This is a genomic window from Methylosinus sp. LW4, assembly GCF_000379125.1.
Classification (GTDB): domain Bacteria; phylum Pseudomonadota; class Alphaproteobacteria; order Rhizobiales; family Beijerinckiaceae; genus Methylosinus.
This window is the reverse complement of record NZ_KB900626.1, coordinates 188,269-212,877: the sequence shown is the minus strand read 5'-3', so window position 1 is coordinate 212,877 and position 24,609 is coordinate 188,269. Positions and strand designations below refer to the sequence as shown.

The 24,609-nt window shown below is 67.2% G+C and carries 23 protein-coding genes and 1 riboswitch; of the genes, 7 read left to right on the top strand and 16 right to left on the bottom strand.

Features of this window, described 5'->3' with window-relative positions:
* Positions 1–143 precede the first annotated feature (143 nt).
* Entirely contained in the window at positions 144–1,553 is a 1,410-nt protein-coding gene (locus tag METLW4_RS0101050; protein ID WP_018264343.1) for an MDR family MFS transporter, read from the top strand.
* A gap of 12 nt (positions 1,554–1,565) precedes the next feature.
* On the opposite strand, the gene METLW4_RS0101045 is transcribed toward METLW4_RS0101050, so the two are convergent.
* Complete coding sequence (locus tag METLW4_RS0101045; RefSeq protein WP_018264342.1) at positions 1,566–2,261, bottom strand: RlmE family RNA methyltransferase; 696 nt, start codon at positions 2,259–2,261, stop codon at positions 1,566–1,568.
* A complete protein-coding gene (locus METLW4_RS0101040) occupies positions 2,258–4,357 on the bottom strand; it encodes an ABC transporter ATP-binding protein/permease (protein ID WP_018264341.1) in 2,100 nt (699 codons plus the stop codon). Before METLW4_RS0101040 ends, METLW4_RS0101045 begins: the two co-directional genes overlap by 4 nt.
* A gap of 398 nt (positions 4,358–4,755) precedes the next feature.
* Between METLW4_RS0101040 and METLW4_RS0101030 the strand changes: the two genes are divergently transcribed.
* Together METLW4_RS0101030 and METLW4_RS23590 are read left to right on the top strand one after the other, a co-directional pair.
* Positions 4,756–5,706 (top strand): acetyl-CoA carboxylase carboxyltransferase subunit alpha, encoded by a 951-nt coding sequence (locus METLW4_RS0101030; RefSeq protein WP_018264338.1) that lies wholly within the window; start codon positions 4,756–4,758, stop codon positions 5,704–5,706.
* A gap of 250 nt (positions 5,707–5,956) precedes the next feature.
* On the top strand, positions 5,957–7,504 hold the full coding sequence (locus tag METLW4_RS23590; protein WP_018264337.1) for a L,D-transpeptidase family protein: 1,548 nt from the start codon (positions 5,957–5,959) through the stop codon (positions 7,502–7,504).
* Positions 7,505–7,791: 287 nt separating this feature from the next.
* Here the strand turns inward: METLW4_RS23590 and METLW4_RS0101020 are convergent, their stop codons facing one another.
* The 12 genes from METLW4_RS0101020 to METLW4_RS0100960 form a co-directional block, all read right to left on the bottom strand.
* Positions 7,792–9,117: a cobyrinate a,c-diamide synthase gene (locus tag METLW4_RS0101020; RefSeq protein WP_026191150.1), complete on the bottom strand. Its 1,326-nt coding sequence runs from the start codon at positions 9,115–9,117 to the stop codon at positions 7,792–7,794.
* A complete protein-coding gene (gene cobM / locus METLW4_RS0101015) occupies positions 9,114–9,881 on the bottom strand; it encodes a precorrin-4 C(11)-methyltransferase (protein WP_018264335.1) in 768 nt (255 codons plus the stop codon). The genes METLW4_RS0101020 and cobM overlap by 4 nt, the downstream gene beginning before the upstream one ends.
* On the bottom strand, positions 9,878–10,105 hold the full coding sequence (locus METLW4_RS23585) for a cobalamin biosynthesis protein (RefSeq protein WP_018264334.1): 228 nt from the start codon (positions 10,103–10,105) through the stop codon (positions 9,878–9,880). Before METLW4_RS23585 ends, cobM begins: the two co-directional genes overlap by 4 nt.
* Before the next feature lie 196 nt (positions 10,106–10,301).
* On the bottom strand, positions 10,302–11,510 hold the full coding sequence (gene cbiE, locus METLW4_RS0101000; protein WP_018264332.1) for a precorrin-6y C5,15-methyltransferase (decarboxylating) subunit CbiE: 1,209 nt from the start codon (positions 11,508–11,510) through the stop codon (positions 10,302–10,304).
* Positions 11,507–12,274 (bottom strand): precorrin-3B C(17)-methyltransferase, encoded by a 768-nt coding sequence (cobJ, locus tag METLW4_RS0100995; RefSeq protein WP_018264331.1) that lies wholly within the window; start codon positions 12,272–12,274, stop codon positions 11,507–11,509. The genes cbiE and cobJ overlap by 4 nt, the downstream gene beginning before the upstream one ends.
* The gene (locus METLW4_RS0100990) at positions 12,271–13,044 is read right to left on the bottom strand and encodes a precorrin-2 C(20)-methyltransferase (RefSeq protein WP_018264330.1); all 774 of its coding nucleotides are present in this window, start codon (positions 13,042–13,044) and stop codon (positions 12,271–12,273) included. Before METLW4_RS0100990 ends, cobJ begins: the two co-directional genes overlap by 4 nt.
* Positions 13,041–13,688: a precorrin-8X methylmutase gene (locus tag METLW4_RS0100985; protein ID WP_018264329.1), complete on the bottom strand. Its 648-nt coding sequence runs from the start codon at positions 13,686–13,688 to the stop codon at positions 13,041–13,043. The genes METLW4_RS0100990 and METLW4_RS0100985 overlap by 4 nt, the downstream gene beginning before the upstream one ends.
* Positions 13,658–14,974: a precorrin-3B synthase gene (gene cobG, locus METLW4_RS23580; protein ID WP_018264328.1), complete on the bottom strand. Its 1,317-nt coding sequence runs from the start codon at positions 14,972–14,974 to the stop codon at positions 13,658–13,660. The genes METLW4_RS0100985 and cobG overlap by 31 nt, the downstream gene beginning before the upstream one ends.
* Positions 14,971–18,396 carry a cobaltochelatase subunit CobN gene (gene cobN, locus METLW4_RS0100975; RefSeq protein WP_018264327.1) on the bottom strand — a complete coding sequence of 1,142 codons (3,426 nt, stop codon included), beginning with the start codon at positions 18,394–18,396 and terminating at the stop codon, positions 14,971–14,973. Before cobN ends, cobG begins: the two co-directional genes overlap by 4 nt.
* A 9-nt stretch (positions 18,397–18,405) precedes the next feature.
* Positions 18,406–19,440, bottom strand: coding sequence for a cobalamin biosynthesis protein CobW (gene cobW, locus METLW4_RS0100970; protein WP_018264326.1), 1,035 nt, complete (start codon positions 19,438–19,440; stop codon positions 18,406–18,408).
* Positions 19,437–20,144: a CbtA family protein gene (locus METLW4_RS0100965; RefSeq protein ID WP_018264325.1), complete on the bottom strand. Its 708-nt coding sequence runs from the start codon at positions 20,142–20,144 to the stop codon at positions 19,437–19,439. Before METLW4_RS0100965 ends, cobW begins: the two co-directional genes overlap by 4 nt.
* 7 nt (positions 20,145–20,151) lie before the next feature.
* Positions 20,152–20,337, bottom strand: a complete 186-nt coding sequence (locus METLW4_RS0100960; protein WP_018264324.1) for a CbtB domain-containing protein — start codon at positions 20,335–20,337, stop codon at positions 20,152–20,154.
* A 31-nt stretch (positions 20,338–20,368) separates the two neighbouring features.
* Positions 20,369–20,564: riboswitch (cobalamin riboswitch) on the bottom strand.
* 47 nt (positions 20,565–20,611) lie between these two features.
* On the opposite strand from METLW4_RS0100960, the gene METLW4_RS0100955 reads away from it, so the two are divergent.
* Positions 20,612–20,950, top strand: a complete 339-nt coding sequence (locus tag METLW4_RS0100955) for a nucleotidyltransferase family protein (protein WP_018264323.1) — start codon at positions 20,612–20,614, stop codon at positions 20,948–20,950.
* Between the two features lie 4 nt (positions 20,951–20,954).
* A complete protein-coding gene (gene cobO, locus METLW4_RS0100950; protein WP_018264322.1) occupies positions 20,955–21,593 on the top strand; it encodes a cob(I)yrinic acid a,c-diamide adenosyltransferase in 639 nt (212 codons plus the stop codon).
* Positions 21,594–21,602: 9 nt separating this feature from the next.
* On the opposite strand, the gene radC is transcribed toward cobO, so the two are convergent.
* Positions 21,603–22,343 (bottom strand): RadC family protein, encoded by a 741-nt coding sequence (gene radC / locus METLW4_RS0100945; protein WP_018264321.1) that lies wholly within the window; start codon positions 22,341–22,343, stop codon positions 21,603–21,605.
* The gene (gene map, locus METLW4_RS0100940) at positions 22,340–23,188 is read right to left on the bottom strand and encodes a type I methionyl aminopeptidase (protein ID WP_026191148.1); all 849 of its coding nucleotides are present in this window, start codon (positions 23,186–23,188) and stop codon (positions 22,340–22,342) included. The genes radC and map overlap by 4 nt, the downstream gene beginning before the upstream one ends.
* A 160-nt stretch (positions 23,189–23,348) precedes the next feature.
* On the opposite strand from map, the gene METLW4_RS0100935 reads away from it, so the two are divergent.
* Both METLW4_RS0100935 and gpt read left to right on the top strand, forming a co-directional pair.
* Positions 23,349–24,101: a competence/damage-inducible protein A gene (locus tag METLW4_RS0100935; protein ID WP_018264319.1), complete on the top strand. Its 753-nt coding sequence runs from the start codon at positions 23,349–23,351 to the stop codon at positions 24,099–24,101.
* A 21-nt stretch (positions 24,102–24,122) separates the two neighbouring features.
* Positions 24,123–24,608, top strand: a complete 486-nt coding sequence (gene gpt / locus METLW4_RS0100930) for a xanthine phosphoribosyltransferase (protein WP_018264318.1) — start codon at positions 24,123–24,125, stop codon at positions 24,606–24,608.
* Position 24,609: the final 1 nt, after the last annotated feature.

The following is a 24,609-nucleotide window of genomic DNA, read 5'->3' as shown; positions in this document are numbered from 1 at the left end:
CGCCCCGTCGCCCGAGCCACCCCTCCGGCGACGGGGCGAGCGCCGCCGAGGCCGGCCATTGGCGGCGCTTCGAGAATAGGCGCATAAGGAAGGCTCCAGCCGCGGCCGCGCCGCGCCGATCCGCTCGAAAGACATGGGGTCCGTTGCCTTCCTTCGCCGCCACGCCGCTCATCATCGCGACAGCGCTGTTCATGGAGAATCTCGACGGCACCGTGCTGGCCACCGCCCTGCCCGCAATGGCCGCCGATCTGCACGAAGACCCCATCGCTCTGAAGCTCGCGCTGACCTCCTATCTCCTCTCGCTCGCGGTCTTCATTCCGCTCTCCGGCTGGGTCGCCGATCGCTTCGGCGCGCGGCGGGTGTTTCGCGCGGCGATCCTCGTCTTCACCATCGGCTCCATTCTCTGCGGCTTCTCCGCCTCGCTCGCCGGCGTGGTGGCGGCGCGCGTGGTCCAGGGGCTCGGCGGGGCCATGATGGTGCCGGTCGGACGGCTGGTGCTGCTGCGCGTGGCGCCGCGTCACGATCTGGTGCGCGCGCTCGCCTATCTCACCATTCCGGCGCTGATCGGCCCGGTGGTGGGGCCTCCGCTCGGCGGCTTCATCGCCACCTATTTCCATTGGCGCTATATTTTCTGGATCAATGTGCCAATCGGCCTGCTCGGCATCGCGCTCGTCACCCGCTATATTCCCGATCTGCGCGAGGAGAGCGTCCCGCCGCTCGACATTCGCGGCTTTCTGCTCTCGGGATTCGGCCTGTCGAGCCTCGTCTTCGGCCTCGGCGCGCTCGGCCAGCGCATTGTTCCGGCGCCGGCCGCGGCGGGGCTGGTCGCCGCCGGGGCGCTCGCGCTGCTCCTCTATGTGCGCCATGCGCGACGCACGCCGCATCCGATCATCGATCTCGATCTGTTGCGCGTGCCGACCTTCCGCGCCTCCATCATCGGAGGCTTTCTGTTTCGCACGGGGCTCGGCGCCTCGCCATTCCTGCTGCCGCTGATGTTGCAGACCAGCTTCGGCCTCACGGCGTTTCAATCGGGCTCGCTGACCTTCATCGCCGCCATCGGCGCGATGGTGATGAAGACGACGGCGCAGCCCATTCTGAGCCGCTTCGGCTTTCGCCGCGTGCTCATCGTCAATGCGCTGATCTCGGCGGGCTTCTTCTTCCTCAACGCGCTGTTCACGCCGGAAACGCCGCATTGGATCATCATGAGCCTGCTGCTCGTCGGCGGCTTCTTCCGCTCGCTGCAATTCACCGCGCTGAATGCGATCGGCTACGCCGATATCGCGTCTCAGGCGATGAGCCGGGCGACGAGCTTCGCTTCGGCCGGCCAGCAATTGGCCCTGTCCGCCGGCGTCTCGCTCGGCGCCGCGACGCTCGAGACGGCGCGCGCGCTGCACGGCGGCGGCGCGCTGCAGCTCACGGATTTCGATGCGGCTTTTCTCGCGGTGACGGCGGTCTCGGCCTCCTCCGTCCTCATCTTCCGCAGGCTCGCGCCGACGGCGGGAGAGGGGCTGACCGGCGAGCAGCCGATCGAGGCCGACGGAACGACGGCCTAGAAGCGCGCGATTTCAGCCGCCGCGAAATCCGGTGGCGAGAACATAGAGCTCGGCGGAATCGGCGCGGCTCGCCGCCGGCTTCACATGGCGCACTTGCGCGAAATCGCGCTTCAGCGCCGCCAGCAATTGGCCCTCTGTGCCGCCCTGCAGCACTTTGGCGACGAAGAAACCGCCGGGCGCCAGCACATCTCGAGCGAAATCCGCCGCCAGCTCGGCGAGCGCGACGATCTTCAAATGATCGGTCTGCTTATGGCCGGTGGCGTTGGCGGCCATGTCCGACATGACGCCATCGGCGCCGCCGCCGAGCATGATCTTGATCCGCTCCGGCGCGGTGTCCTCATTGAAGTCCATCACGGTGAATTCCACGCCGGCGATGGGCTCCATGTCGAGGAGATCGATGCCGACGACCTTGCCTTTGCCCTCGGCCGATTTCACCCGCGTCGCGGCGATCTGCGACCAGCCGCCTGGCGCGGCGCCGAGATCGACGATGCGCTTGCCGGGCGCGAAGAGCTTGTAGCGCTCGTCCATCTCCAGCAGCTTATAGGCAGCGCGCGAGCGATAGCCGTCGCGCTTGGCCTGCGCCACATAAGGATCGTTGAGCTGGCGCTCGAGCCAGAGCGTCGAGGACAGCGAGCGCTTTCTCGCCGTCTTCACGCGCTCCTTCAGCGAGCGCCCGCCTTCGCGTCCCCCTGCCCCCGATTTCGTCATGCGAGCACCGCTTCGCGCGGCGCGAAGGTTCCGTCCGCCTCCTGCTCCATCGCGATATGGCGCTGGTGGAAGGCGAGCAGGCTCGAGCGATGGCCGATGGATACGATCGTCGTATTGGGCAGGCGCTCGCGCAGCATGGCGTAGATCTCTCCCTCGAGCTTCTCGTCGAGCGCCGAGGTCGCCTCGTCGAGGAACAGCCAATCGGGCTCGGCGAGCAAGGCGCGCGCGACGGCGACGCGCTGCTGCTCGCCGCCGGAGAGGCGCTGCGACCAGGCGTCCTCCTCGTCCAGCCTATATTTGAACGGCCCGAGCCGCGCGGCGTCGAGCGCGTCCTCGATCGCGCGGCGAGAGAAGGCGTCGGGCGCGCTCGGATAGGCGACGGCCGCGGCCAGCGTGCCGATGGGGATATAAGGCTTTTGCGGCAGCAGCAGCACATTGGCGTCGTCCGGCGTGCGCACGCGGCCCTCGCCATAGGGCCATATGCCGGCGATGGCGCGGAACAGCGTCGATTTTCCCGAGCCCGAGGGACCGGTCAGCAGCGTCGATTCGGCCGGGCGGAACACGAGATCGCGCGCCTCGACGATGCGCCGCCCGTCCGGCAGCGACAGAGCGAGATCATGGACGGCGATCTCGGGCGAGGCGCCGCGCTCGAACTTCGGCGCCGCGGCGCTCAATGTCGCTGCGCGCTCGATCGCCTCGTCGAAGGAGGAAAGGCGGTCCAGCACCGCTTTGAAATTGGCGAGCGAGGTGTAGTAGGTGACGAAGAAGGTCAGCGCGTCCTGCACCTTGTCGAAGGCGCCGGACGTCTGCGTCATCACGCCGAGATTGATCTTGCCGGCGAAATAGAAGGGCGCGGTGAGCAGATAGGGAATGATCGGCGACAATTGCCCATAGGTCGCCGTGAAGCTGATCATCTTCTTGCGCGTCGTGACGATGCGCAGATAGTTGACGATGATCGCCGTGAAGCGGCTCACCAGCGAGGAGCGCTCGGCCTTCTCGCCAGAGAGCAGCGCGACCTGCTCGCTATATTCGCGCAGACGCGCCAGCGAGAAGCGGAAATCTGCCTCGCGATGCTGGCGCTCGAAGTAGAGGCCCGACAGGGTGCGGCCGAGAAGATGCGTCACCACCGTGCCGACCGCCGCATAGAGCAGCGCCACCCAGAACAAAAAGCCCGGAATGAAAATGTCTGTGCCCGGAAAGGCGTAATTGCCCGAGAGGCCCCAGAGGACGATGGAGAAGGAGACGAGCGAGCTCAACGTCTGGATCAGCAGGATCGAATAGGAATAGATCCCGTATCCGTCGGTGCCGCCGTCGATGAAGCGATTCACGTCCTCGGCGATGCGCTGGTCGGGATTGTCGGTCTGGCTGCCGGCGAGCGCCATTCGATAATGCGTATGATCGCCGAGCCACCTCGACACATAATGCTCGGTGAGCCAGCGCCGCCAGCGAATGATCATCAGCGATTGCACGACGAATTCGATCACGGCGCTGATGATGTAGGTGAAGGCCCAGGGCGTGAAGACGTAGAGCAGCAGGCGCCAGAAGGCGTCGGCGTTCTTCTCCTGGATCGCGTTGAAGAAATCGCGATTGAAAAAGGACAGGCGCACATTGACGCCGACCTGCGCCTGATTGATGAGCACGAGCAGCACGATCATCGAGACGGCGATGCTGCGCTCCCGCGCGCCGAATCGAAAGAGCCCGAATATGCTCGCCTCGCCGCGATCCTGCGTGTCGAAATAGAGATCGGCGATGCGCGTCATCTCGCGCACGACGGGAATATGCGAGAGGCCGAAGACGATGATGGAGAAGACCGCGACGGTGAGCGACATGCTCTCCGGCAGAGCGTAATCGGCGAGGGAGGCGGGCCACAGCCCCTCGACCTCGAGCAGCCGCACCGCGCCGAAGACGATCGTCTCCACCGAGAAGATGGAGACGAATATCTTCAGAAAGCTCGAGATCGCCGCGCTGCGCCAGGTGGTGAAGGCGCAGAGCCCGGCGGCCGCGGCGAGGAGGAAGAGATTGGCGTCGCTAAGGTGAACGCCCGCTGCGAGCGTTAGCGCCGCGAAGACGGCGACGGCCGCTCCGAGTCTCTGCATGTCCTGTCCTCTCGTTGGTCGCGCCGCATTCGCGCGTCGCGTCGCTTTCGGGCGCAGTAATCTCGAGATTGCGCCAAGGGCGTGGCGCAGAGCGCGGCGCGCCGCTTTCGCCCTGCGATAGCGCGCTTTCGGGCGAAAGGGCAAATCGTCGCGCCGCGCCGCGCGCCCGCGCCGTGAAAGGATTTTGCTCGAGCTGCGCCGGCGCGAGGCGGCGACCGCCGCTCTCCGTCCCCGGCGGAGAAGATATCGCCGGCTTTCGGGCGGCGAGGAAAAAATTCGGCGTTTTCGCCTTCGGCGGGCAAGGATAAGCGGCGCGTTCTTGACTTCCCGCGCCGTTACGGCCAGTTTCCGCGCCGCTTCGCTAGGCTTTCCAGCCGCAATCCCGTGTCGTTCGCCTCATGCGCTCCTATCTCGACTTCGAAAAGCCCGTCGCCGAATTGGAGACCAAGGTGGAAGAGCTGCGCGCGCTGTCCAAAGGCGACGGCGTGTCCATCGCCGACGAGCTCGCCAAGCTGGAGGCCAAGGCGCACAAGGCGCTGGCCGATCTCTACGCCAGCCTCACGCCGACGCAGAAAATCCAGGTCGCGCGCCATGCGCAGCGTCCGCATTTCTCCGATTACGTGCGGCTTTTGTTCAGCGAGTTCACCCCGCTGGCCGGCGACCGCCTGTTCGGCGAGGACTCCGCCATCGTCGGCGGCTTCGCGCGTTTTCGCGGCGAGCCGGTCTGCCTCATCGGCCAGGAGAAGGGCTCCGACACGGAGAGCCGGCTCCAGCATAATTTCGGCATGGCGCGGCCGGAGGGCTATCGCAAGGCGGCCCGTCTCATGGAGCTGGCCGACCGATTCGGCCTGCCGGTCATCTCGCTGGTGGACACTTTCGGCGCTTTTCCCGGCATAGACGCGGAGCAGCGCGGACAGGCGGAGGCGATCGCCCGCTCCATCGACGTGTCGCTGTCGCTGGGCGTGCCCAATGTCGCCGTGGTGGTGGGGGAAGGCGGCTCCGGCGGCGCCATCGCCATCGCCAGCTGCAACAAGGTGCTGATGCTGGAGCATTCCGTCTATACGGTCGCCTCGCCGGAGGCCTCCGCCTCCATCCTGTGGCGCGATTCCTCCAAGGCGCAGGACGCCGCCACCAGCATGAAGATCACGGCGCAAGATCTGCTGAAGTTCGGCATTATCGACGTCATCGTCGCCGAGCCGCCGGGCGGCGCCCATCGCGATCCCGAGACCGCCGTCGCCGCCGTGGGCGAGGGCATAGACGATGCGCTGGCCGGCCTCGCCAATCTCTCCCGCGCGCAAATCGTCGAGGCGCGCGCCGAACGCTTTCTCTCGGTCGGCCGCAAGGTCTGAGCAGACGAGAATCGGCAGCGTCCAGCATTCGCCGGGCTCGAATCCGGGCGCTGCTCTGGTCTCCCGGCGTCAACCAATCGTTAACCTCACAGACGATCGCCGCCCTCTTGCCGGCGTGGACAGCCACGCTCTGGCCTTATTCTTCCTCTTGCGTTAGAAGGACGTTGGTAATTCGACGTCTATTGTCATGGTAGGGTCTCCGAGGCGTGATTCGCGCCTTTGGGCGCGGACCTCGGGAAGCGGGGCGAGAATGAATCTCTTCCGAAACATCGGGCGGCTCGCCCCCTGGAGTCTCGTCGGCGCGTCGCTCGCGCTCTCCGCCTGCAATGATCTCGGCTCCGGCTCGCAGCGCGCGCTGACGCCCATTCCGCCCGAGACCTTGGCGCTGATGGAGCAGGCCGGCGTCACCAAGGAATCGCCGACGCTCATCCGCTCCTATAAGAAAGAGGCCGAGTTCCAAATCTGGAAGCAGCGGCCGGACGGGCGCTACGCCTATCTCAAGACCTTCCCCATGTGCCGCTGGTCCGGCCAGCTCGGGCCGAAGGTTCGCGAGGGCGACCGGCAGGCGCCGGAGGGGTTCTATTCCATCACCCCTGGCCAGATGAATCCGAACTCGGCCTATTATCTCTCCTTCAACGTCGGCTATCCCAACGCTTATGACCGCGCCTATGGCCATAGCGGCGGCTCCATCATGGTCCATGGCGCCTGCTCCTCGGCCGGCTGCTTCTCCATGACCGATCGGCAGATCGCCGAGATCTATGCGATCCTGCGCACCTCCTTCAACAATGGCCAGCGCTCGATCCAGATGCAGTCCTATCCGTTCAAGATGACGGCGGAGAATCTGGCCAAGCACAGGCTCGACCCCAATATCGGCTTTTGGAAGCAGCTGAAGGAAGGCTCCGACCATTTCGAGGTCGCCGGCAAGGAGCCGAGCGTCGGCGTCTGCAATCGCCGTTATGTCTTCGACGCGACCTCCGCCAATGGCCAGCCGCTCGACGCCAGCGCCGCCTGCCCGCCGCTGCGCCGCAATGCGGAGATAGAGGCGCAGGTCGCGCAGAAAGCCGCTGCGGACGACGCCAAGGTGGCCGAGCTGGCGGCGAGCGGCGTGCGCCCGGTGCGCCTCGTCTATCAGGACGGCGGCCAGCACCCGGATTTCTACGCGCGCATCGCCGAGGTGAGCCGGCCGGAGACGCTGGTGGCGCCGATCGAGATCGCCCTCGACGAGAAGATCGGCAAATCGCGCTCGCCGGTCGTGGCCATGAGCGCGGCCAAGCTCGCCGCCAAGGCCAAGAAAGAGAGCGAGATCAAGGTCGCGGTCGCGGCTGTGGAGCAGGCCGCTGTGCCGAAAGCGACGGAAGCCGCCGCCCCGGCCGAGCCGGTCAGGCTCGGCGGCCTCGCCGGCGCGACGGATTCGATCGGCGGATTGCTCGGCTTCCGCAGGGAGCCGGCGGCTAGCGAGCCCGCCGTCGCCAAATCGGAGCCCGCCAAAGCCGAGCCCGCCAAGATGGAAAGCGCCAAGGCCGAGAAGCAGGAGGTCGCCAAGACCGCCGCCAAGCCGACGACGCTCAAGCCTGGCGCTGCCAAGTCCGCAACGACCGACAAGCCCGCCGTGGCCAACAAGCCTGCCATGGCCAAGACCGTGGGCCAAGCCGCCGCGGCTCAGGGGCCGTCGCATCGCGCCGATCCGGCCAAGAAGCCGCAGGCCTCGCTCGAAGGCGAGCGCCGCGCCAAGATCGCCGCCGCCTCCAGCGGCGTTCCGGCGCTGCGGGACGCTCTGCCCGTCTCCGCTCGCCCCTGAAATAACAGCAGCTCACAGTTTTTTCATGTCGACGATCCGCCGAAGGGCGGATCGTCGCAATTTTGCCTGCATTGGTCGGAAAAAGGCGCCGCGAGCGCTGCTGTGCGCTGCGGCCCCGCGCCGGAACTGTCGCCAAAGGCTCTGTCGCGCCGCGACATTGTGGCGGGCTTCCAAAAAGGCGCTTGACACTTGTGCGCCGCAGCAATACAACAGTGCGACGCAGCGAGAACTTCTCTCGCTCCGTAGCCCTCCTTGGGCGTTTCCTCCCTTGACTTGGGCCGCTGGCGTTACCGGCGGCCCTTTTTTTTCGTCATTGCGTGGAAGAAGCTTCCCGTCACCCGCCCCGCCCGCAGCCCCGCCGGCCGCTGCTCCTGCGAATAGGCGTCTGTAACCATCGCAAAGGGCTCGCCCTTCTCGCTCACGATGGTCGCATAGTGGAATTCATGCCCAGCGAGCTCGTCGCCCGCGGCGCCCAGCGCGCCATCGGCGAGAAGCCTTGCGCGCCTATAGCCCAAATGAAGTTTGCGCTGCGCAAAACTCGTCGCCAGATCGAGCAGGCCGGCCATCTCATGCGCCGCGCCGGCCGCGTCGGTCAGCGTCCGACCGAGCGTCATATAGCCGCCGCACTCGCCATGGACCGCGCGCGTCGCGGCGAAGCGGCGAAGGCCGCCGAGAAAATTCTGCGCCGCCGCGAGCCGGCTCGCATGAAGCTCTGGATAGCCGCCGGGAAGCCAGCAGGCGTCGCAATCCTCCGGCGGGACTTCATCTGCGAGCGGCGAGAAGAAAACGATCTCCGCGCCCGCTTCGCGCCAGGCGCGGGCGAGATGCGGGTAGAAGAAAGAGAAAGCCTCGTCCTGCGCGACGGCGATGCGGCCGCCCGGCGCATGCGGGACATGGAGAGGACCGGGCGCGAGATCGACGAGGCCGCCTCCCGCGGCGGCGAGCAAGGCGTCGAGATCGACATGGGCCTCCATGCGCTCGGCCAGCCGATCGAGCAGAGCCTCCAGCCCTCGCGTCTCGCCGGCCTGCACCAGACCCAAATGACGCTCCGGCAGCGCGACGCCGGAATCGCGCGGCAGCGCTCCGAGCACTTTTATGCCGACCGCCTCGATCGCCTCCTGCGCGAGCTTGCGATGGCGCTCCGAGCCGGTGCGATTGAGCAGCACGCCGGCGAGCCTCACCCGCGCGTCATGCAGCGCGACGCCGCGCGCTATGGCCGCTGCGCTCTGCGCCTGCCCCGAGACATCCATCACCAGCAGCACGGGCCAGCCGATATGAGCGGCTATGTCCGCCGAGGCGCCCGTCTGCGCCAGCGCGCCGGGCGCGCCGTCGAAAAGCCCCATCGCTCCTTCCGCGACGACGAGATCGGCGTCCTCACCGGCGCGCAGCGCCAGCTGCGCGAGCAGCTCGGCCTCCATCGTCCAGGAGTCGAGATTGAAGCTCGCGCGTCCGGTCGCGACGGCGTGAAAGGCGGGGTCGATATAATCCGGCCCGCATTTGACGCCCGAGACCCGCAGGCCGCGCCGCGCCAGCGCGCGCATCAGACCCAGAGTCACAGTGGTTTTGCCCGCGCCGGAGCGGACGGCGGCGATGAGAATTCCCGGCGCGGTCAGCGTCCGGCTCCCGTCGGCCGAAAGCGACGATCATATCCCGCGTCATAGAGCGCGCTCTCGCGGAAATCCTCCGCCGCCAGCGCCTCGCCGACGAGTATGAGCGCCGTGCGTTCCATCGGCGCTTCGCCCGCCAGCGCTTCAATGGTCGCGAGCGTGCCTCTCACAATGCGCTCGTCGGGCCAGGAAGCGCGATAGACCAGCGCTATGGGGCAGTCCGCGCCATAAAAGGGCGTCAGCTCGGCGACGACGCGCTGCAGCGCATGGATCGAGAGATGAATGGCCATCGTCGCCCGCGCGGCGGCGAAGGCGGCCAAAGTCTCCGTCTCCGGCATGGCGGAAGCCCGGCCCGAAGTGCGCGTCAGCACCACCGATTGCGCCACTTCCGGCAAGGTCAGCTCGCGCCTCAGCGCGGCGCTGGCGGCGGCGAAGGCCGGCACGCCCGGCGTGATCGTGTAAGCGATCCCGAGCGCGTCGAGCCGCCGCGTCTGCTCGCCCACGGCGCTCCAAATGGAGAGATCGCCCGAATGCAGCCGCGCGACATCTTGCCCGGCCGCCGTCGCCTTCTGCATCTCCGCGATGATCGCGTCGAGCGACAGCGGCGCCGTGTCGACGATGCGCGCGTCCGGCGGGCAATGGGCCAGGATTTCCGGCGCGACCAGCGAGCCGGCATAGAGGCAGACCGGGCAACGCGCGAGAATGTCGCGGCCGCGCAGAGTCAGCAGATCGGCGGCACCCGGACCGGCGCCGATGAAATATATGGTCATGGCGCTTCCTCTAGCGCATTTCGCGCGATCGCGCAGGTGAGGCCGGCGCTGGCGAGGCGCGGCCCGAGCAGACGGCTCCCCGCCCCTGCCCCGACCAGCGCCGCCGCCTCCGCCACGCTGCCGACGCCGGTGAGCGCCTCCACGCGCGGCGAGCGGGTGAAAAGCTCATCCTTGCGCGCGAGCAGCGTATCGAGCGGAAGAAAGACCAGCGGCAGATTCAGCAATCGCGCCGCGTCATGAAGTCCTTTCTCGCCGCGCTTCGACTCGATGGTGAAAAGCGCAATCTCGCCGTTCGATTCCTTCTCCCACTCGTGGGAGAAGGATCGCGCGCATAGGCTTCGCGAGCTTTCTCGATCAGCGCGACCGCCTCGCGCGCGTCCACGCCGCTGCGTGCGCCTATGCCGATGGCGTAGCGCGCGCTCAACTCTTCACCGCGCGCCATTGCAGCGCGGGCAACGCCGGCTCCAGCGCGTGATAGGAGCCGATCGGGCGCGCTTTCGCGATCGCAATGCTCACCAGCTCGCCGCCCCTGCGCGCAAAAGCGTCGATCAGCAGCGCCTGCGTCTCTATCGTCACCGCATTGACGACGATGCGTCCGCGCAGGGGCAGCGCATTCCACGCCGCCTCTATGATCTTTGCTTCGCCGCCGCCGCCGATGAAAATCGCATCCGGCGGCGCCAATCCCGCGAGCGCTTGCGGCGCCGCGCCTTCGATGATCGCGAGATCGGGAACGCCGAGCGAAGCGGCGTTACGCGCGATGCGCGCCGCGCGCGTCGCATTCTGCTCGATCGCAATGGCGCGATTGGCGGGATCGGCGAGCATCCATTCGATGGCGATGGAGCCGGAACCCGCGCCTATGTCCCACAAGCATTCGCCGCGGCGCGGCGCGAGCGCGGCGAGAGTCACGGCGCGAATGTCGCGCTTGGTGATCTGCCCGTCATGCTCGAACCAATCATCCGGCAGGCCCGGCGTCAGCGGCAGAATGCGCGCGCCAGGCCCCACGATCACTTCGACGCCGATCGTGTTGAGCGGCGCAATGTCGGTGAGCGAAAACGCCTCCGCGCGCGCGCTGCGAATGCGCTCCTTGGCGCCGCCCATATGCTCGAGCACATGAATGCGCGACTCGCCCATGCCGAGCGCGGTCAGATGCGCCGCGAGGCGCGCGGGCGTCGTCTCGTCCCATGACAGAATGAGAAGTCGGCGCGAAGGCTGCAGATGCGGCGTCACGCGCTCGAAGGCGCGGCCATGCAGCGACAGCAATGCGCAATCCTGCTGGCTCCATTTGAGCCGCGCGGCGGCGAGAGAAAAGGAGGACGGCGCGGGAAGGCAGAGCACTTCCTCCGCCGCCACATTGCGCGCGATCATATCGCCGACGCCGAAGAAGAAAGGATCGCCGCTCGCCAACACCACTGTCGGCGCGCCGCGATGCGCGAGGATCGTCTCCATCGCCGCGGAGAGCGGCGAAGGCCAGAGGAGCGTCTCCGCTTTCTGCGGGCCGATCAGCTCGAGATGCCGCGCGCCGCCGATGATGAGCGAAGCGTCGGCGATGAGCGCGCGCGCGGCCGGCGTCAACGCCGCGAGGCCATCCTCGCCTATGCCGATGAGCGAAAGCCAGCGCGCCGCGCTCATATCGCCTTCCGCGACGTATAGACGAAGGGCGGCGCATTCTCGCGAGAGACGAGCTTGGTGCCGCTCGCGCCGATGAGCACCAAGGTCGACATGTCGACAACGCTCGGATCGGCGTCGCCCAACGTGGCGATCGCGATATTCTCCTCCGCGCGGCCGACCGATTTCGCGAAGACCACGATGCGATCTGCCGGCAAGACGCGGCGCAGCAGCGCGAATGTATCGTGAATGCGCTGCGGCCGCGCGCGCGAGGCGGGATTGTAGAAAGCCATGACGAAATCGGCGCGCGCCGCCAGCTCGAGACGATTGGCGATCACCTCCCACGGCTTGAGATTGTCGGAGAGCGAGATCACGCAGAAATCATGCCCGAGTGGCGCGCCGAGCCGCGCCGCCGCCGCCTGCATGGCGGAGATTCCGGGAAGAATTTCTACGTCGAGATCGCGCCACGCCGGCTCGCCATTGTCGATCGCCTCCAGCACGGCGGCCGCCATTGCGAAAATGCCCGGATCGCCGCCCGACACCACAGCCACGTCGCTTCCGCTCGCGGCGAGACGCAGCGCTTCTTCCGCGCGCGCGATCTCGACGCGATTGTCGCTCGCAAGGCGCGTCTGACCGGGCGTGACGGGAACGCGCGCGACATAGGGCGCATAGCCGATGACATAATGCGCGGCGCTCAAAGCCCGCTGCGCTTCCGCTGTGAGAAAGCGCGCATCGCCCGGACCGAGGCCGATGACGAAGAGCCTGCCGCTGCGCTTCGCCGCCGTCACGGCCGCCGTCCGGCGCCGGGCACGAGCACCAGCGCGAAATAAGGCGCGTCATCGTCGCGCTTTTCGGCTAGGCGCATGATCTTCTCCTCCGCCATCGTGCCGCGCTCGACATAAATGGCGCGCTCGATGAGCTCGGCGTCCTCGAGGGCGCGGCGCAGCTTGCCGAGATTGCCGCCGAGCTTCATCACCACGGCGGCGTCGGTCGCGGCGAGGCGCTGCGCGAGAATTTCGCGCGGCAGAGTCGCGGGAATGACGGTCAGCACATCGTCGCCCCATGTCATCGGCTGGCGCGCCGAGGCGAAGCAGCCCGACATGCCGGAGACGCCCGCGCAAACCTCCACGCGAAATCGCGACGACAAGCGCGTCTGCAAATGCATGAAGGAGCCGTAGAGCATCGGATCGCCCTCGCAGAGAAGCGCGACGTCGCGGCCGAGCGAAAGATGCAAGGCGAGACGCTCGGCGCTCTCCTCATAGAAAGCGGCGAGCGCCGCCACATAGTCGGGGTGATCGAAAGGAATCTCTGTCGTCAGCGGATAGGCGAGCGCGATCTCCTCGCAATCCTTCGCGATGAAGCGCGCGGCGATGGCGCGCGCATGGCTCGGCTTTCCGCGTTTCGAAAAATAGGCGACGATTTTTGCCTCGCTCACCAGACGCGCGGCTTTCAGCGTCATCAGCTCGGGATCGCCGGGGCCGAGGCCGACCCCGAGCAGCGCGCCCAACGTGACGCGCGCGCCATCGTCGGCGCGCAGATTCGGATCGACGATATTCATTCTTTCTCGCTCGCCAGCGCATTGATCGCCGCGGCGGCCATGGCGCTGCCGCCCTTGCGTCCGCGCACGATCGCCGTCGGAATGCGTCCGTCGACGAGCGCCGCCTCTTTGGATTCCGCCGCGCCGACGAAGCCGACCGGCATTGCGACGATCGCAGCGGGCGGGGCTACGCCTTCGTCGAGCATCTCCAGCAGTCGGAACAGCGAGGTCGGCGCATTGCCGATGGCGACGACGGCGCCGCCGAGCTTGTCACGCCACAGCTCCATCGCCGCAGCGCTGCGCGTCGTCTTCATTTCCTCGGCGAGCGCGCGCGTGCGCGGATCGGCGAGCGTGCAGATCACCTCATTATTCGCAGGCAGGCGCGCGCGGGTGACGCCATGAGCGACCATATTGGCGTCGCAGAAAATGGGCGCGCCATTGCGCAGCGCCGCGCTCGCCGCTTCCGCGAAGCCGGGCGAGAAGACGATATCGTCGGCGATCTCCACCATTCCGCAGGCATGGATGATGCGCACGGCGACGCGCTCCTCCTCACGCGAGAAACGCTCGAGCCGCGCCTCTGCGCGAATGATGGCGAAGGAGCGGTCATAGATCGCAGCGCCGTCGCGTATATAGGTCAATGCGCCGGACCCGATTTCGCCAGACATGGCGGCTCCTTGCTCGTAGCGAGCGCGATGCGCGCTCTCATTGCGTCTTCTATCTCATTGACGCCGAGGTCTCGCAACGTCGGCGCATCGCTCGCGCATCCATTGTCGATGAGATCGAATCCTCGCGGCGTCGCCACCAGCGCGACCTTCGCCGCAGCGGGAGAGGCGCAGCCCTTGGCGCAGCCCGATATGTGCAGCCTCGCGCCCTCCGACGCAAGCCGCGCCGCGAGAGGGGCAAGAGTTTCGGCGAGATCGCGCGTCGGCGCATGCGCCTGCGGACATTCCGGCGCGCCGGGACAGGCGATGACGGAGAGGCGCGGATCGTCCGCCGCAACGACGAGTCCGCGCCCGGCCGCGACCTCGACGATTTTTTGCGCGGCGTCGAGATCGGCGCAAGGCAGCAGCAGAGCCCGCCAGGGCGTGAGGCGCAATTCGTTCAAGCCATGGACTTCGGCCAGCGCCGCGAGCGCGTGAAGATCATCCGCGCGTAATCGCCCAGAGGACGCGCCTACGCCGGCGAAAAACCTCACTCCGTTTTCGTCGTCGTCGCGTGGCAGCCGCGCTCCGAAAATCTCTATGGCGGAAGCGGCGCGACAGAGCGATGCGTACGGCGTCGGCGTGTGAGCCGCCGCTTCCGCCAGCGCCGAGAGGCCGAAGGCGGCGACGACATTCCGCATGCGGCGCAATTCGAATTCACGGCCTTTCCGCATGACGAGAAAAGCGCGCGCGAGCGCTAAGGCCACATCGCTCGCCGTTTCCGGCGTTGCGAGAAAAGCATGCGCGCGCGCGCCATCGGCGATGACGGCGATATTTTCGCCATGCGCCTCGAGGCGAATATCCATTGTCGAAGCGGAGAGGCCGAGCGCGCCGCCATCATCGACGAGAAAGCCGAATTTTCCGGGCAAGTCGCGAAGAGGCGCGTCATCGACGAGCGATTGCGCGAGACGCGCGACGAGAGCGCTCGCCTGCGCATCGACGAAAGGCGAGACGAGGAAATTGAGCAGGCTCTCCGTCGCCGCATCTTCGGCGAGCAGGCCCAGCGCAGCGAGGCGACTCTGCGCCTGCTCGAGCTTCGCTTCGTTCACGCCGCGCAATTGCAATTGCGCACGCTGCGAGAGATCGACGAGGCCATTGCCACAATCCTGCGCGATCGAGGCGATCTCGCGCGCCTGCCGCGCCGAAAGGCGCGGATGCGTCGTCTTCGCACGCAAGAGAAGGCCGTCGCCGCTCTGCATCGGCCGCAGCGCGCCGGGGCACCAGCCTTGGATTTTCGGCGCGGCGATCATAGCGCGAGCCCCTCGAGCGCGGCAGCGACGCTGTTGCGCCGCGTGCGCCAGAAGCCGCGCGCTATGGCGCGCTGAAACATATCGCGAATAGCTGCCGCCGCGCGCGGATTGGCGGCGAGCAGAAAATCGCGAACATTCGGCGCGCCGAGCGTCGAATCGAAGACGAGATCCCATTGCGCGTCGCGCACATGCGGCGTCGTCGCGGCGAAAGCGAAGAGATTGTCGAGCGTCTCGGCGATTTCCGCCGCGCCGCGATGGCCATGGCGCATCTGCCCCGCGAGCCAGCGCGGATTGGCGACGCGGCCGCGAATGACGCGTGCGATCTCTTGCTCGAGCGAGCGCAGCTTCACTACGGCGGGGCGCGTCGCGTCGATATGCGTGATCTGCGCGGCGCCGCCGAGCGCGGCGTTGGCGGCGGAAAATCCGCCTTCGAATTCCGCGAAGGCGGCGCCGGTGAGCACATCCGTCTCCGCCATATCCTGCACATGCAGCAGAGCATCGGCGGCGCCGACGCGCTCGCCGAAAGCCTCACGCGCCGGCGCGCTCTCGCCATTGCGCGAAACCGCATGGCCGCCCGCTGCGAGAAAGGCCTGGCCCAATGCATCGCGCGTGTCGCCGCGAGCAATGGCCTCCGACAGGCCGAGGCCATAGCTTCCCTGCGCGGCGCCGAAGACGCGCTCGAGCGCGCGGCCGGCGCGGCGAGCGGCCGCGAGTGGATTGGATGCGTCCTCCTCATCGAGCGCAGCGACGGCTGCGACAGCATCGTGGAAGAGCGCGATGAGGCCGGGGAACATGTCGCGAAACAGCCCCGATATATGCAGCGTGACGTCGACGCGTGGAAAATCGCGACGCGCGAGCGGCAATATCTCGAAGCCACAGACGCGCGCGCTGGCGTTGTCCCAGAGCGGCGCGACGCCCATCAGCGCCAGCGCTTGCGCAAAATCCTCGCCGCCGGTGCGGATGGTGGCGCTGCCCCAAAGATCGAGCACGATATTGCGCGGCCATTCGCCATGCTCTTGCGCATGACGCATCATCACCTCGCGCGCCGCGCGGGCGCCGATATCATGCGCGATGCGCGTCGGAACATGGCGCGGATCGATGCAGAAGAGATTGCGACCTGTCGGCACAACGTCGGCGCGTCCGCGCGAGGGCGCGCCGGCCGGGCCGGGCTCGACAAAACGGCCCGCGAGTGCGCGCAGCAAGCCGCTCGCCTCGGCTGCGCCACAAGGGCCATCGCCGAATATGTGCAGCCCATCGCCGATGCGCATTTCCTTCACATCGCAGAGCCAGGCGTCGAGCCGCGCCAGCGCCTCGGCGCGATCGGTCTCGCGCGTGACCTCGCATTCCTGCGCGAGGCCGCTGCGTTCGGCGACATCGAGAATCGTTTCCGCCACCAGCTTGGCGCGGCGCGGATCGAGCGTCGCGGCGCTCGCATATTCGTCGAGCAGGCTCTCTATCTCTTCCGCCTCGGCGGCGAGTCCCGCTTCGACGAGCGGCGGAGTCATATGGCCAATCGTCACCGCGCCGGCGCGGCGCTTGGCTTGCGCGGCCTCGCCCGGATCATTGACGATGAAGGGATAGACGAGCGGCGTGGCGCCGATCAAAACCTGCGGCGCGCAAGACGGGCCGAGCATCGCCGATTTGCCGGGCAGCCATTCCAGCGTGCCATGCGTGCCGAGATGAATCAGTGCGTCTACGCTTCGGCTGTGGCGCAGCCACAGATAGAAAGCGATATAAGCGTGGCGCGGCGCGAGCTCGGCGTCGTGATAGGTCTCGCGACGTTCGGCTCTGCTTCCGCGATCCGGCTGCAATGCGACGACGAGCTTGCCGGTCTCTATGCAGGAGAAGCGAAAGGCGCCGCTCGCGAGCGCCGGATCGTCTTGCGGCGCGCCCCAGGCGGCGAGAACTTGTCCGGTGAATTCGGCCGGCAGATCGGCGAAAAGGCGCTGATATTCGGCGAGCGGCAGCTCCGCGCAATGCGCGGCGTCCTCGAGCGCGCGCATGACGCGATCGGGCGCTGCGGTCTCATGATCGAGCGACCCGATGTCGTAACCCGCGTCACGCAGCAGATCGCATATTGCGAGCACGCTTTTCGGCGTGTCGAGGCCGATCGCATAGCCACCGCGCCCGCGTCGCGCCGGATAATCGGAGAGCACGAGCGCGAGACGCTTCTCGCTATGTCCGAGCCGGCGCAAGCGCGCCCAATTTTGCGCGAGCGCCGCGACATGATCTATGCGCGACGGCTCGGGCGAATGGCGGATTTCTGCGAATTCGCTCATCGCGCATTCGCGCGTTTGCGCCTTGAAGGAGACGGCGCCGGCGAAGATGCGGCCGTCGACTTCCGGCAGCACGACATTCATCGCGAGATCGGCGCCATTGGCGCCGCGCTTGGAGCTCTCCCAGGCTTCGCGCGTCGAAGTGGCGAGCGCGATTTGCAGAACCGGCGCGTCGGCGCGATCGAGAATGGAGCCGCCGTCCGTGCGCGCGGAGAAGGCGGTGGCGTTGAGAATCACATCGGGACGGAAATCTGCGATCGTCTGCGCGAGCAGCGTCTCGCAAGCGGCGTCCTTGAGGCTGGCGACGAAATAGGCTTCGACGCAGAAGCCGCGCGCATGCAACGCATCGGCGAGCGCGACGATCGGCGCGAAATCGCCGGCGAGCCAGGCGGAGCGATAGAAGGTGACGAGCGCGCGCGGCGCCGATGCCACCTGTGCGCCGCTCGATTGGCCGAAGGCTCCCTCATCCTCAGGAGCCCGCGCAGCGGGCGTCTCGAAGGACGATGGAGCCGTTACGCGCGGTCCTCTGGAGTTCCCCCTCGCGCTTCGAGACGGTCGCTGCGCGACCTCCTCAGCATGAGGGGGAGCGTGGTTGTTTCGGCAGGCTTGCTCGCAGCGGCCGGCGAGCGGCGCGGGCGCGCTCTCGCGCCAAGGCGTGGGCGTTCCGGCGAGAGTCGCGGCGTAGCCGAGGAGGGAACGCAGATTGTCCGGTCCGCCGTCGCGGAAGAAGGACCAGATGCGCGCGAGCGCGTCGGAAGAAAGCGTGGAGGCTCGCTCCAGCCTTTCATCGCCATGCATGTCGCCCGGAACGATCGCCAGCGCGAAGCCGCGCATGCGCGCCGCGGTCGCGAGCTCGTCGACGCCATAGGCCCAGTAATCCTTGCCGCCGAGCAGGCGCACGACCACGAGCCGCGCATGACGCGCGACCTTGTCGACGTAGAGATCGACCGAATAGGGGTGCTTCAGCCGGGCGAGCGAGGCGCAGCGCAAGGAGGGAAGCGCGGCGTTCTGCTCATGCAGCTCGGCGAGGAGGCAAAGCTCGGCGTCGGAGAAGGAGAGGAAGACGATTTGCGCCGGCGTCTGCCCGAGGTCGACCGCCGCCTCATTATCGTCGAGGCCATGGAGATCGCGCGCGAGCAGATGCATGGCGCGTCCTCAGCTCGTCAGCATGGCCGTCACGCCCGCGCGATCGAGACCCTTCTCGCCGATGACGACGAGGCGGCTCGCGCGCGTTTCATCGGCGCGCCAGGGGCGGTCGAACTGATGACGGAAACGCGCGCCGACGCCCTGCACCAAGAGGCGCATCGGCTTGCCGGCGATTTCGACGAAGCCTTTCATGCGCAGAACGTCATGCGCCTCGGCGACGCGGGCCAGGCGCTCGATCAGCTCGGCAGGATCGCGCGCGGCGGCGATCTCGACGACGAAGCTCTCGAAATCATCGTGATCGTGGCCCTCTTCCGTATCATGGTGAGAGGGGCGATTGACGAGATCGTCCTCCGCCGCCGCGCCGAGGCCGAGCAGTATGGCGGGATCGAGCCTGCCCTCGCTGGCGCGCAGCAACTTTATCGCACGGGGCGCCGTGGCGCGGATTTGCTCTGTGACTTGCGCTTCGTCTTCCGCGCTCAGCAGATCGGTCTTGTTGAGCACGATGAGATCGGCGCAGAGCAGCTGATCCTCGAACACTTCTTCCAGCGGATTGTCGTGGTCGATCGCGAGGGTTTCGGCGCGCTCTTTGGCGATGGCGTCGAGATCATCGGCGAAGCGGCCCGCCGCCACCGCCGGGCCGTCCACCACGGCGATGACGCCATCGACGGTGAGATGCGGGCGGATCGTCGGCCATTCGAAGGCTTTCACCAGAGGCTTGGGCAGAGCGAGGCCGGAAGTCTCGATGATGATGTGCTCGGGCCGGTTCGGATGCGCGAGCAGCGCCTCGATCGCCGGCGCGAAATCATCGGCCACGGTGCAGCAGAGGCACCCATTGGCCAGCTCGACGATGTTTTCCTCGGGGCAATTCTCCACGCCGCAAGCGCGAAGAATGTCGCCGTCCACGCCGACATCGCCGAACTCGTTGATGATGAGCGCGAGGCGGCGGCCGCGCGCCGTCTCGAGGATATGGCGAATCAGCGTCGTCTTGCCGGCGCCGAGAAAGCCGGTGACGATGGTGGCGGGGATTTTGGCGAGAGCGCTCATGCCGCGGTCTCCGCGCCGGTCTTTGTCGGCAGACGGCGCCAGACGAAGCCGACCGCCGCGCCGACCAGAATCCAGGTGATCGCGTGAATGGCGAGCGAAGCGGCGGCGAAACGCGCGGCCAGCTCGGCCGGCGCAGTGCTCTCTGGCGCAGGCGGCTGCGGCGCTCCGACGAGATGCGGCGCGAGAATCAGCACGACGCCGAGCGCCTTTACGAGCGGGCGCTCGACGCGCAGCAGCGCAAAAAGGCCGGCGCCGGTCGCGGCGGCTGTACCGATCCACCAGAGCTGGCGCGCGGCGAGATCGCCCGCGGCGCTGCCCGGCAGCTCCGGCGCGAGGCCGAGGCTGGTGGCGAGGCCCGTGGAGGCGAAAGCGCAGACGCCCCATAGCGCGGCGCGCTTGGGCTCGATCGTCTCGCCGGAGAGCAGCATCAGAGCCAGCAGCACGAAAGCGTAGCCGATGGAGGTGACGCTGGTGGCGAGGCTGGTCGCGGCGGTGCGCTGGAGGCCCGGCGCGGGCTCCCAAGCGGGCTCGACGGCGTGCGCGTGCTGATGCGCCTCGACTCCGGCATGGGCCTGCTCGGCCGCGGTCTCATAGACCTCGGCGGCGAGGATCAGCGGAGTCGTGGTGACATTCTGCAGGGCCGCGACCGCTAGCCCCGCGAGAAGGCCGGCCAAAAGGCCGACCGCGAGGAGTCGCTGGATCACCGCTGCGTCAATGGCAGGGGAAGCCGAGCGAATGGCGCGAATCATGCGCGGCGTTATGCGCGACGCTCGCATAGGAGAAGCCGGCGAGATAGACGAGGCCGGCGCCGAGCGTAAACACGACCAGCGCGGCGCGCAGGATCTCGAGGCGGCTGGCGGAGACGATCGCGGTGGCGGAAAGGGTCTTCGTGGTCATGTTCTGCTCCTCGCCGCCCCACCGGCGGCCTCAATGGTTTCGGGCGACGGCAGGTCTCCTGGCTCACGGGTCGCTGCGCGCGCCGCCTTCCCGGGCTTTTGACCCAGTGGCATCACGGGCGCGCGCTCGCCGCTCACAGTTGCGGGGGCAGCCGCGGATCAGGGGCGAGCCCCATACCGCATTCCCTCTTCGCCTCCTTGCGGAGGACCGTCGCAACCAGTCATAATCTGGCGCTCGGGCGCCGTCAAACGGCGCGGCTACGAGGAGTTGACGAATGTCTGCCCTGGTCTTCCCCGACCCGGACGCGTTGGCCGCCGTCTGCCGTCGGCATCACATCCGCAGGCTCTCCTTGTTCGGCTCTGAGCTGTCGGGCTCTGCTCGGCCGGACAGCGATATCGATCTCCTGGTCGAGTTCGAGCCGGATCGCGAGCCGGGGCTGCTCGGAATGGCCCGCATCGAGACGGAACTGTCCGAACTGCTCGGCGGACGGACCATCGACCTGCGCACGGCCGGGGATCTCAGCCGATATTTTCGTGAGGACGTCGTACGCAAGGCCGAGAACATCATTGCTGACGGCAGTCTCGACAGACGCCCCAGCCCTGCGCTTTATTAAAATCATGACCGACGCCAGCAAGCCGCTCGAAGAAGACGCCGCCCGCCGCCATCGCGAGAAGATGGAGAAGCGCAAAGCCGTGCAGGACGCCGAGGTCGCCGGCAAGAGCATCGCCGAAAAAGGCCTGCTGATGGTCCATACCGGCCCCGGCAAGGGCAAATCGACCGCGGCCTTCGGCCTCGCTCTGCGGGCGATGGGGCATGGGCTCGCGGTGGGCGTCGTGCAATTCGGCAAGGGCGCCTGGGACACGGGCGAGCGGCGCATTCTCGAGAGGCTCGGCGGCGAAGACGGGCTGCTCGTCTGGCACACGCTCGGCGAAGGCTTCACCTGGGAGACGCAGGACCGCGCCCGCGACGAGGCGGCGGCGCGGCGCGCCTGGGAGAAGGCGAAGGAGCTGATGGCCTCGAAGCCGATTCGGCTGCTCGTGCTCGACGAATTGTCGATCGCGCTCCGTTACGAGCATCTGCCGCTCGACGAGGTGATCACGGCGCTGACGGCGCGGCGCGTCGACCTCCACATCGTCGTTACCGGCCGCAACGCCAAGCCGGAGCTGATCGCGGCGGCCGATCTCGTCACCGAGATGACAATGGTCAAGCATCACTTCCAGGCCGGGGTGAAGGCCCAGCCCGGCATCGAGTTTTGAGGCGGCGCCTCAAATGAATTTCAGCCCTTTCAAGCTCGAATGCCCATTCCGCCCGACGATCAGATGGTCGTGCACAGCGATGCCGAAAGGCTGCGCTATGGCGATAATGTCCAGCGTCATGCGAATGTCGGCGGTGGAGGGAGTCGGATCGCCGGAGGGGTGATTATGCGCCAATATCAGCGCGGAAGAGCCCAGCTCCAACGCCCGCCGCACCACCTCGCGCGGATAGACGGGCGTGTGATCCACCGTGCCGACGCCCTGAACCTCATCGGCGATCAAGGCGTTGCGCTTGTCGAGGAAGAGAATGCGGAACTCCTCGCGCTCGGCATAGGCCATGGCCGTGCGGCAATAGTCGATCACATCGATGAAGGAGCCGAGCACGGTCCGCTTCTGCAGATTGCTGCGCGCGAGGCGCCTTGCCGTCGCCTCCATCAGCTTCAGCTCGCAGATCGCCGCCTCGCCGAGCCCGTCGATCTCGCGCAGCCGCTCCGGCCGCGCCGCCGCCACCTCGGAAAATGAACCGAATCGCGCGATCAGCGCCTTGGCCAGAGGCTTGACGTCGCGCCGCGGAATAGCGCGGTAGAGCACCAGCTCCAAAAGCTCGTAATCGGCGAGCGCGGCCTCGCCCGCCTCCAGGAAACGGTCGCGCAGCCTCTGCCTATGGCCATGAAAATGCGGCGCCTCCTCGCGCAGACCGTCGGCGGGCTTGTCGCCGGCCGGTCGGCGCCGAGGGACGCGCGTCTCGCTCATTCGGCGCTGGCCGCGTCCGGCGAGGCTCCATTGGGATTGTCGAGCCCGGCGGGCGAGGCGGTGAAAATTTCCACCCCCGTCTCGGTCACGCCGAGCGAATGCTCGAACTGGGCCGAGAGCGAGCGGTCGCGGGTGACGGCGGTCCAGCCGTCGCCGAGGATCTTCACCTGCGGCCGGCCGAGATTGATCATCGGCTCGATGGTGAAGAACATTCCGGGCCGAAGCTCCACGCCCTGCCCGGCGACGCCGTAATGCAGAATATTCGGCTCGTCGTGGAACAGGCGGCCGAGCCCATGGCCGCAGAAATCGCGCACCACGGAGCAGCGCTCGGCCTCGGCGAAACGCTGGATCGCCGCGCCAATGTCGCCGGTGGTGGCGCCCGGCTTCACCGCCGCTATGCCGCGCATCAGGCTCTCATAGGTCACGTCGATGAGGCGCTGGGCGCGGCGCGGAACCTCGCCCACGGCGAACATGCGGCTGGCGTCGCCATGCCAGCCGTCGATGATGAAGGTCACGTCGACATTGACGATATCGCCGTCGCGCAGAGGCTTGTCGTCTGGAATGCCGTGGCAGACCACATGGTTGATCGAGGTGCAGATGGATTTGCGATAGCCGCGATAGTCGAGCGGAGCCGGATAGGCGCCATTGGCTATGGCGAAGTCGAAGACGAGATCGTCCAGCTCCTTAGTGGTGACGCCGGGCTTCACATGCGGGACGAGCATGTCCAGCGCCTCGGCCGTCACCCGGCCGGCGAGACGCATGCCCTCGAAATCCTCGGGGCCGTGAAGCTTGATCTGGCCGCTCTTGCGGCCCGAGCCCGCGAGATGGGACTCGACGAATGTCATGCTGCGCTCTCTGTTGGTCCTCGCCGGCTTCAGCTTATAAATTAAGAAATTGACGGCGCAAAGCAAGATACGCATCGACGCAGCGGGGCGGCCCCGAGGCTGGCCTCGGCCGCGGCGGTGGCATAGAGTTCGGGCGAGACTGACCTCGAGGAGCGGCCCGATGGAACGCGAAGAGATCGTTACGGCCGCCGTGCTCGTGATCGGAGACGAAATCCTCTCCGGCCGCACGCAGGACCTCAACACCAATTATATCGCCAAATATCTCGGCGAATTGGGGGTGGACCTGCGCGAGGTGCGCGTCGTGCCGGATGTGGAGGAGGAGATCGTCGCCGCGCTGAACGCGCTTCGCTCCCGCTATGGCTATGTCTTCACCACGGGCGGCATCGGACCCACCCATGACGACATCACGGCCGACGCCGTGGCCAAGGCTTTCGGCGTGCCGATCGGCGAGGATGAGCGCGCCATCGCCATGCTGCTGGAGCGCATCGCCCTGCAGGACCTCAATCCCGCCCGCCGGCGCATGGCTCGCATTCCGCAGGGCGCCGACCTTATCGAAAACGCGATTTCCAAGGCGCCGGGCTTCATGATCGGCAATGTCATCGTCATGGCCGGCGTGCCGATCATCATGCAGGCCATGCTGGACGCCGCGGCGGGACGCATCGTCAAAGGCGTGAAGGTGCAGGTCGCGACCGTCGACGCTCATAATATTCCAGAGGGACGCTACGCGGCCGATCTCGAGCGCATCGCCAAGGAGCATGAGACGGTGACGGTCGGCTCCTATCCCTCCTTCTCCAGCGCCGGCGTGCGCAATCAGATCGTGCTGCGGAGCCGCGACGGCGCCGAGCTGGAGGCGGCGACGCAGAAGGTGCGCAAGCTGATCGTCGAGCTCACCGCCAATGGAACGCCGCTCTGAGGCGAGGGGGAGATCACGACAATGGAAGACAAGGCCTTTCCGGTTTCCTGGGACGCGTTCCACCGCGACGCGCGCGCGCTCGCTTGGCGGCTTTCGGCGGTGGGCGGCTTCTCCGCCATTGTCGCGGTGACGCGCGGCGGGCTGGTGCCGGCCGGCGTCGTCGCGCGCGAGCTCGGCATTCGGGTCATCGATACGATCGGCGTCGCCAGCTATCAGGAGGAGACCCAGCGCGGCGAGGTCCGCGTGCTGAAGCCGCTCTCCGAGACGATTCTCACCCTGCCGAGCGAGGAGGTGCTGATCGTCGACGATCTCGTCGACACGGGCGCGACGGCGAAAGTGGTGCGCGCCCTGCTGCCCAAGGCGCATTTCGCCACCGTCTACGCCAAGCCGCAGGGCCGGCCGCTGGTCGACACTTTCGTCACCGAGGTCTCGCAGGACACTTGGATTTTTTTCCCCTGGGACACAGGCCTCAGCTTCCAGGCGCCGATCGCGCGCGGATCGTCCTGAC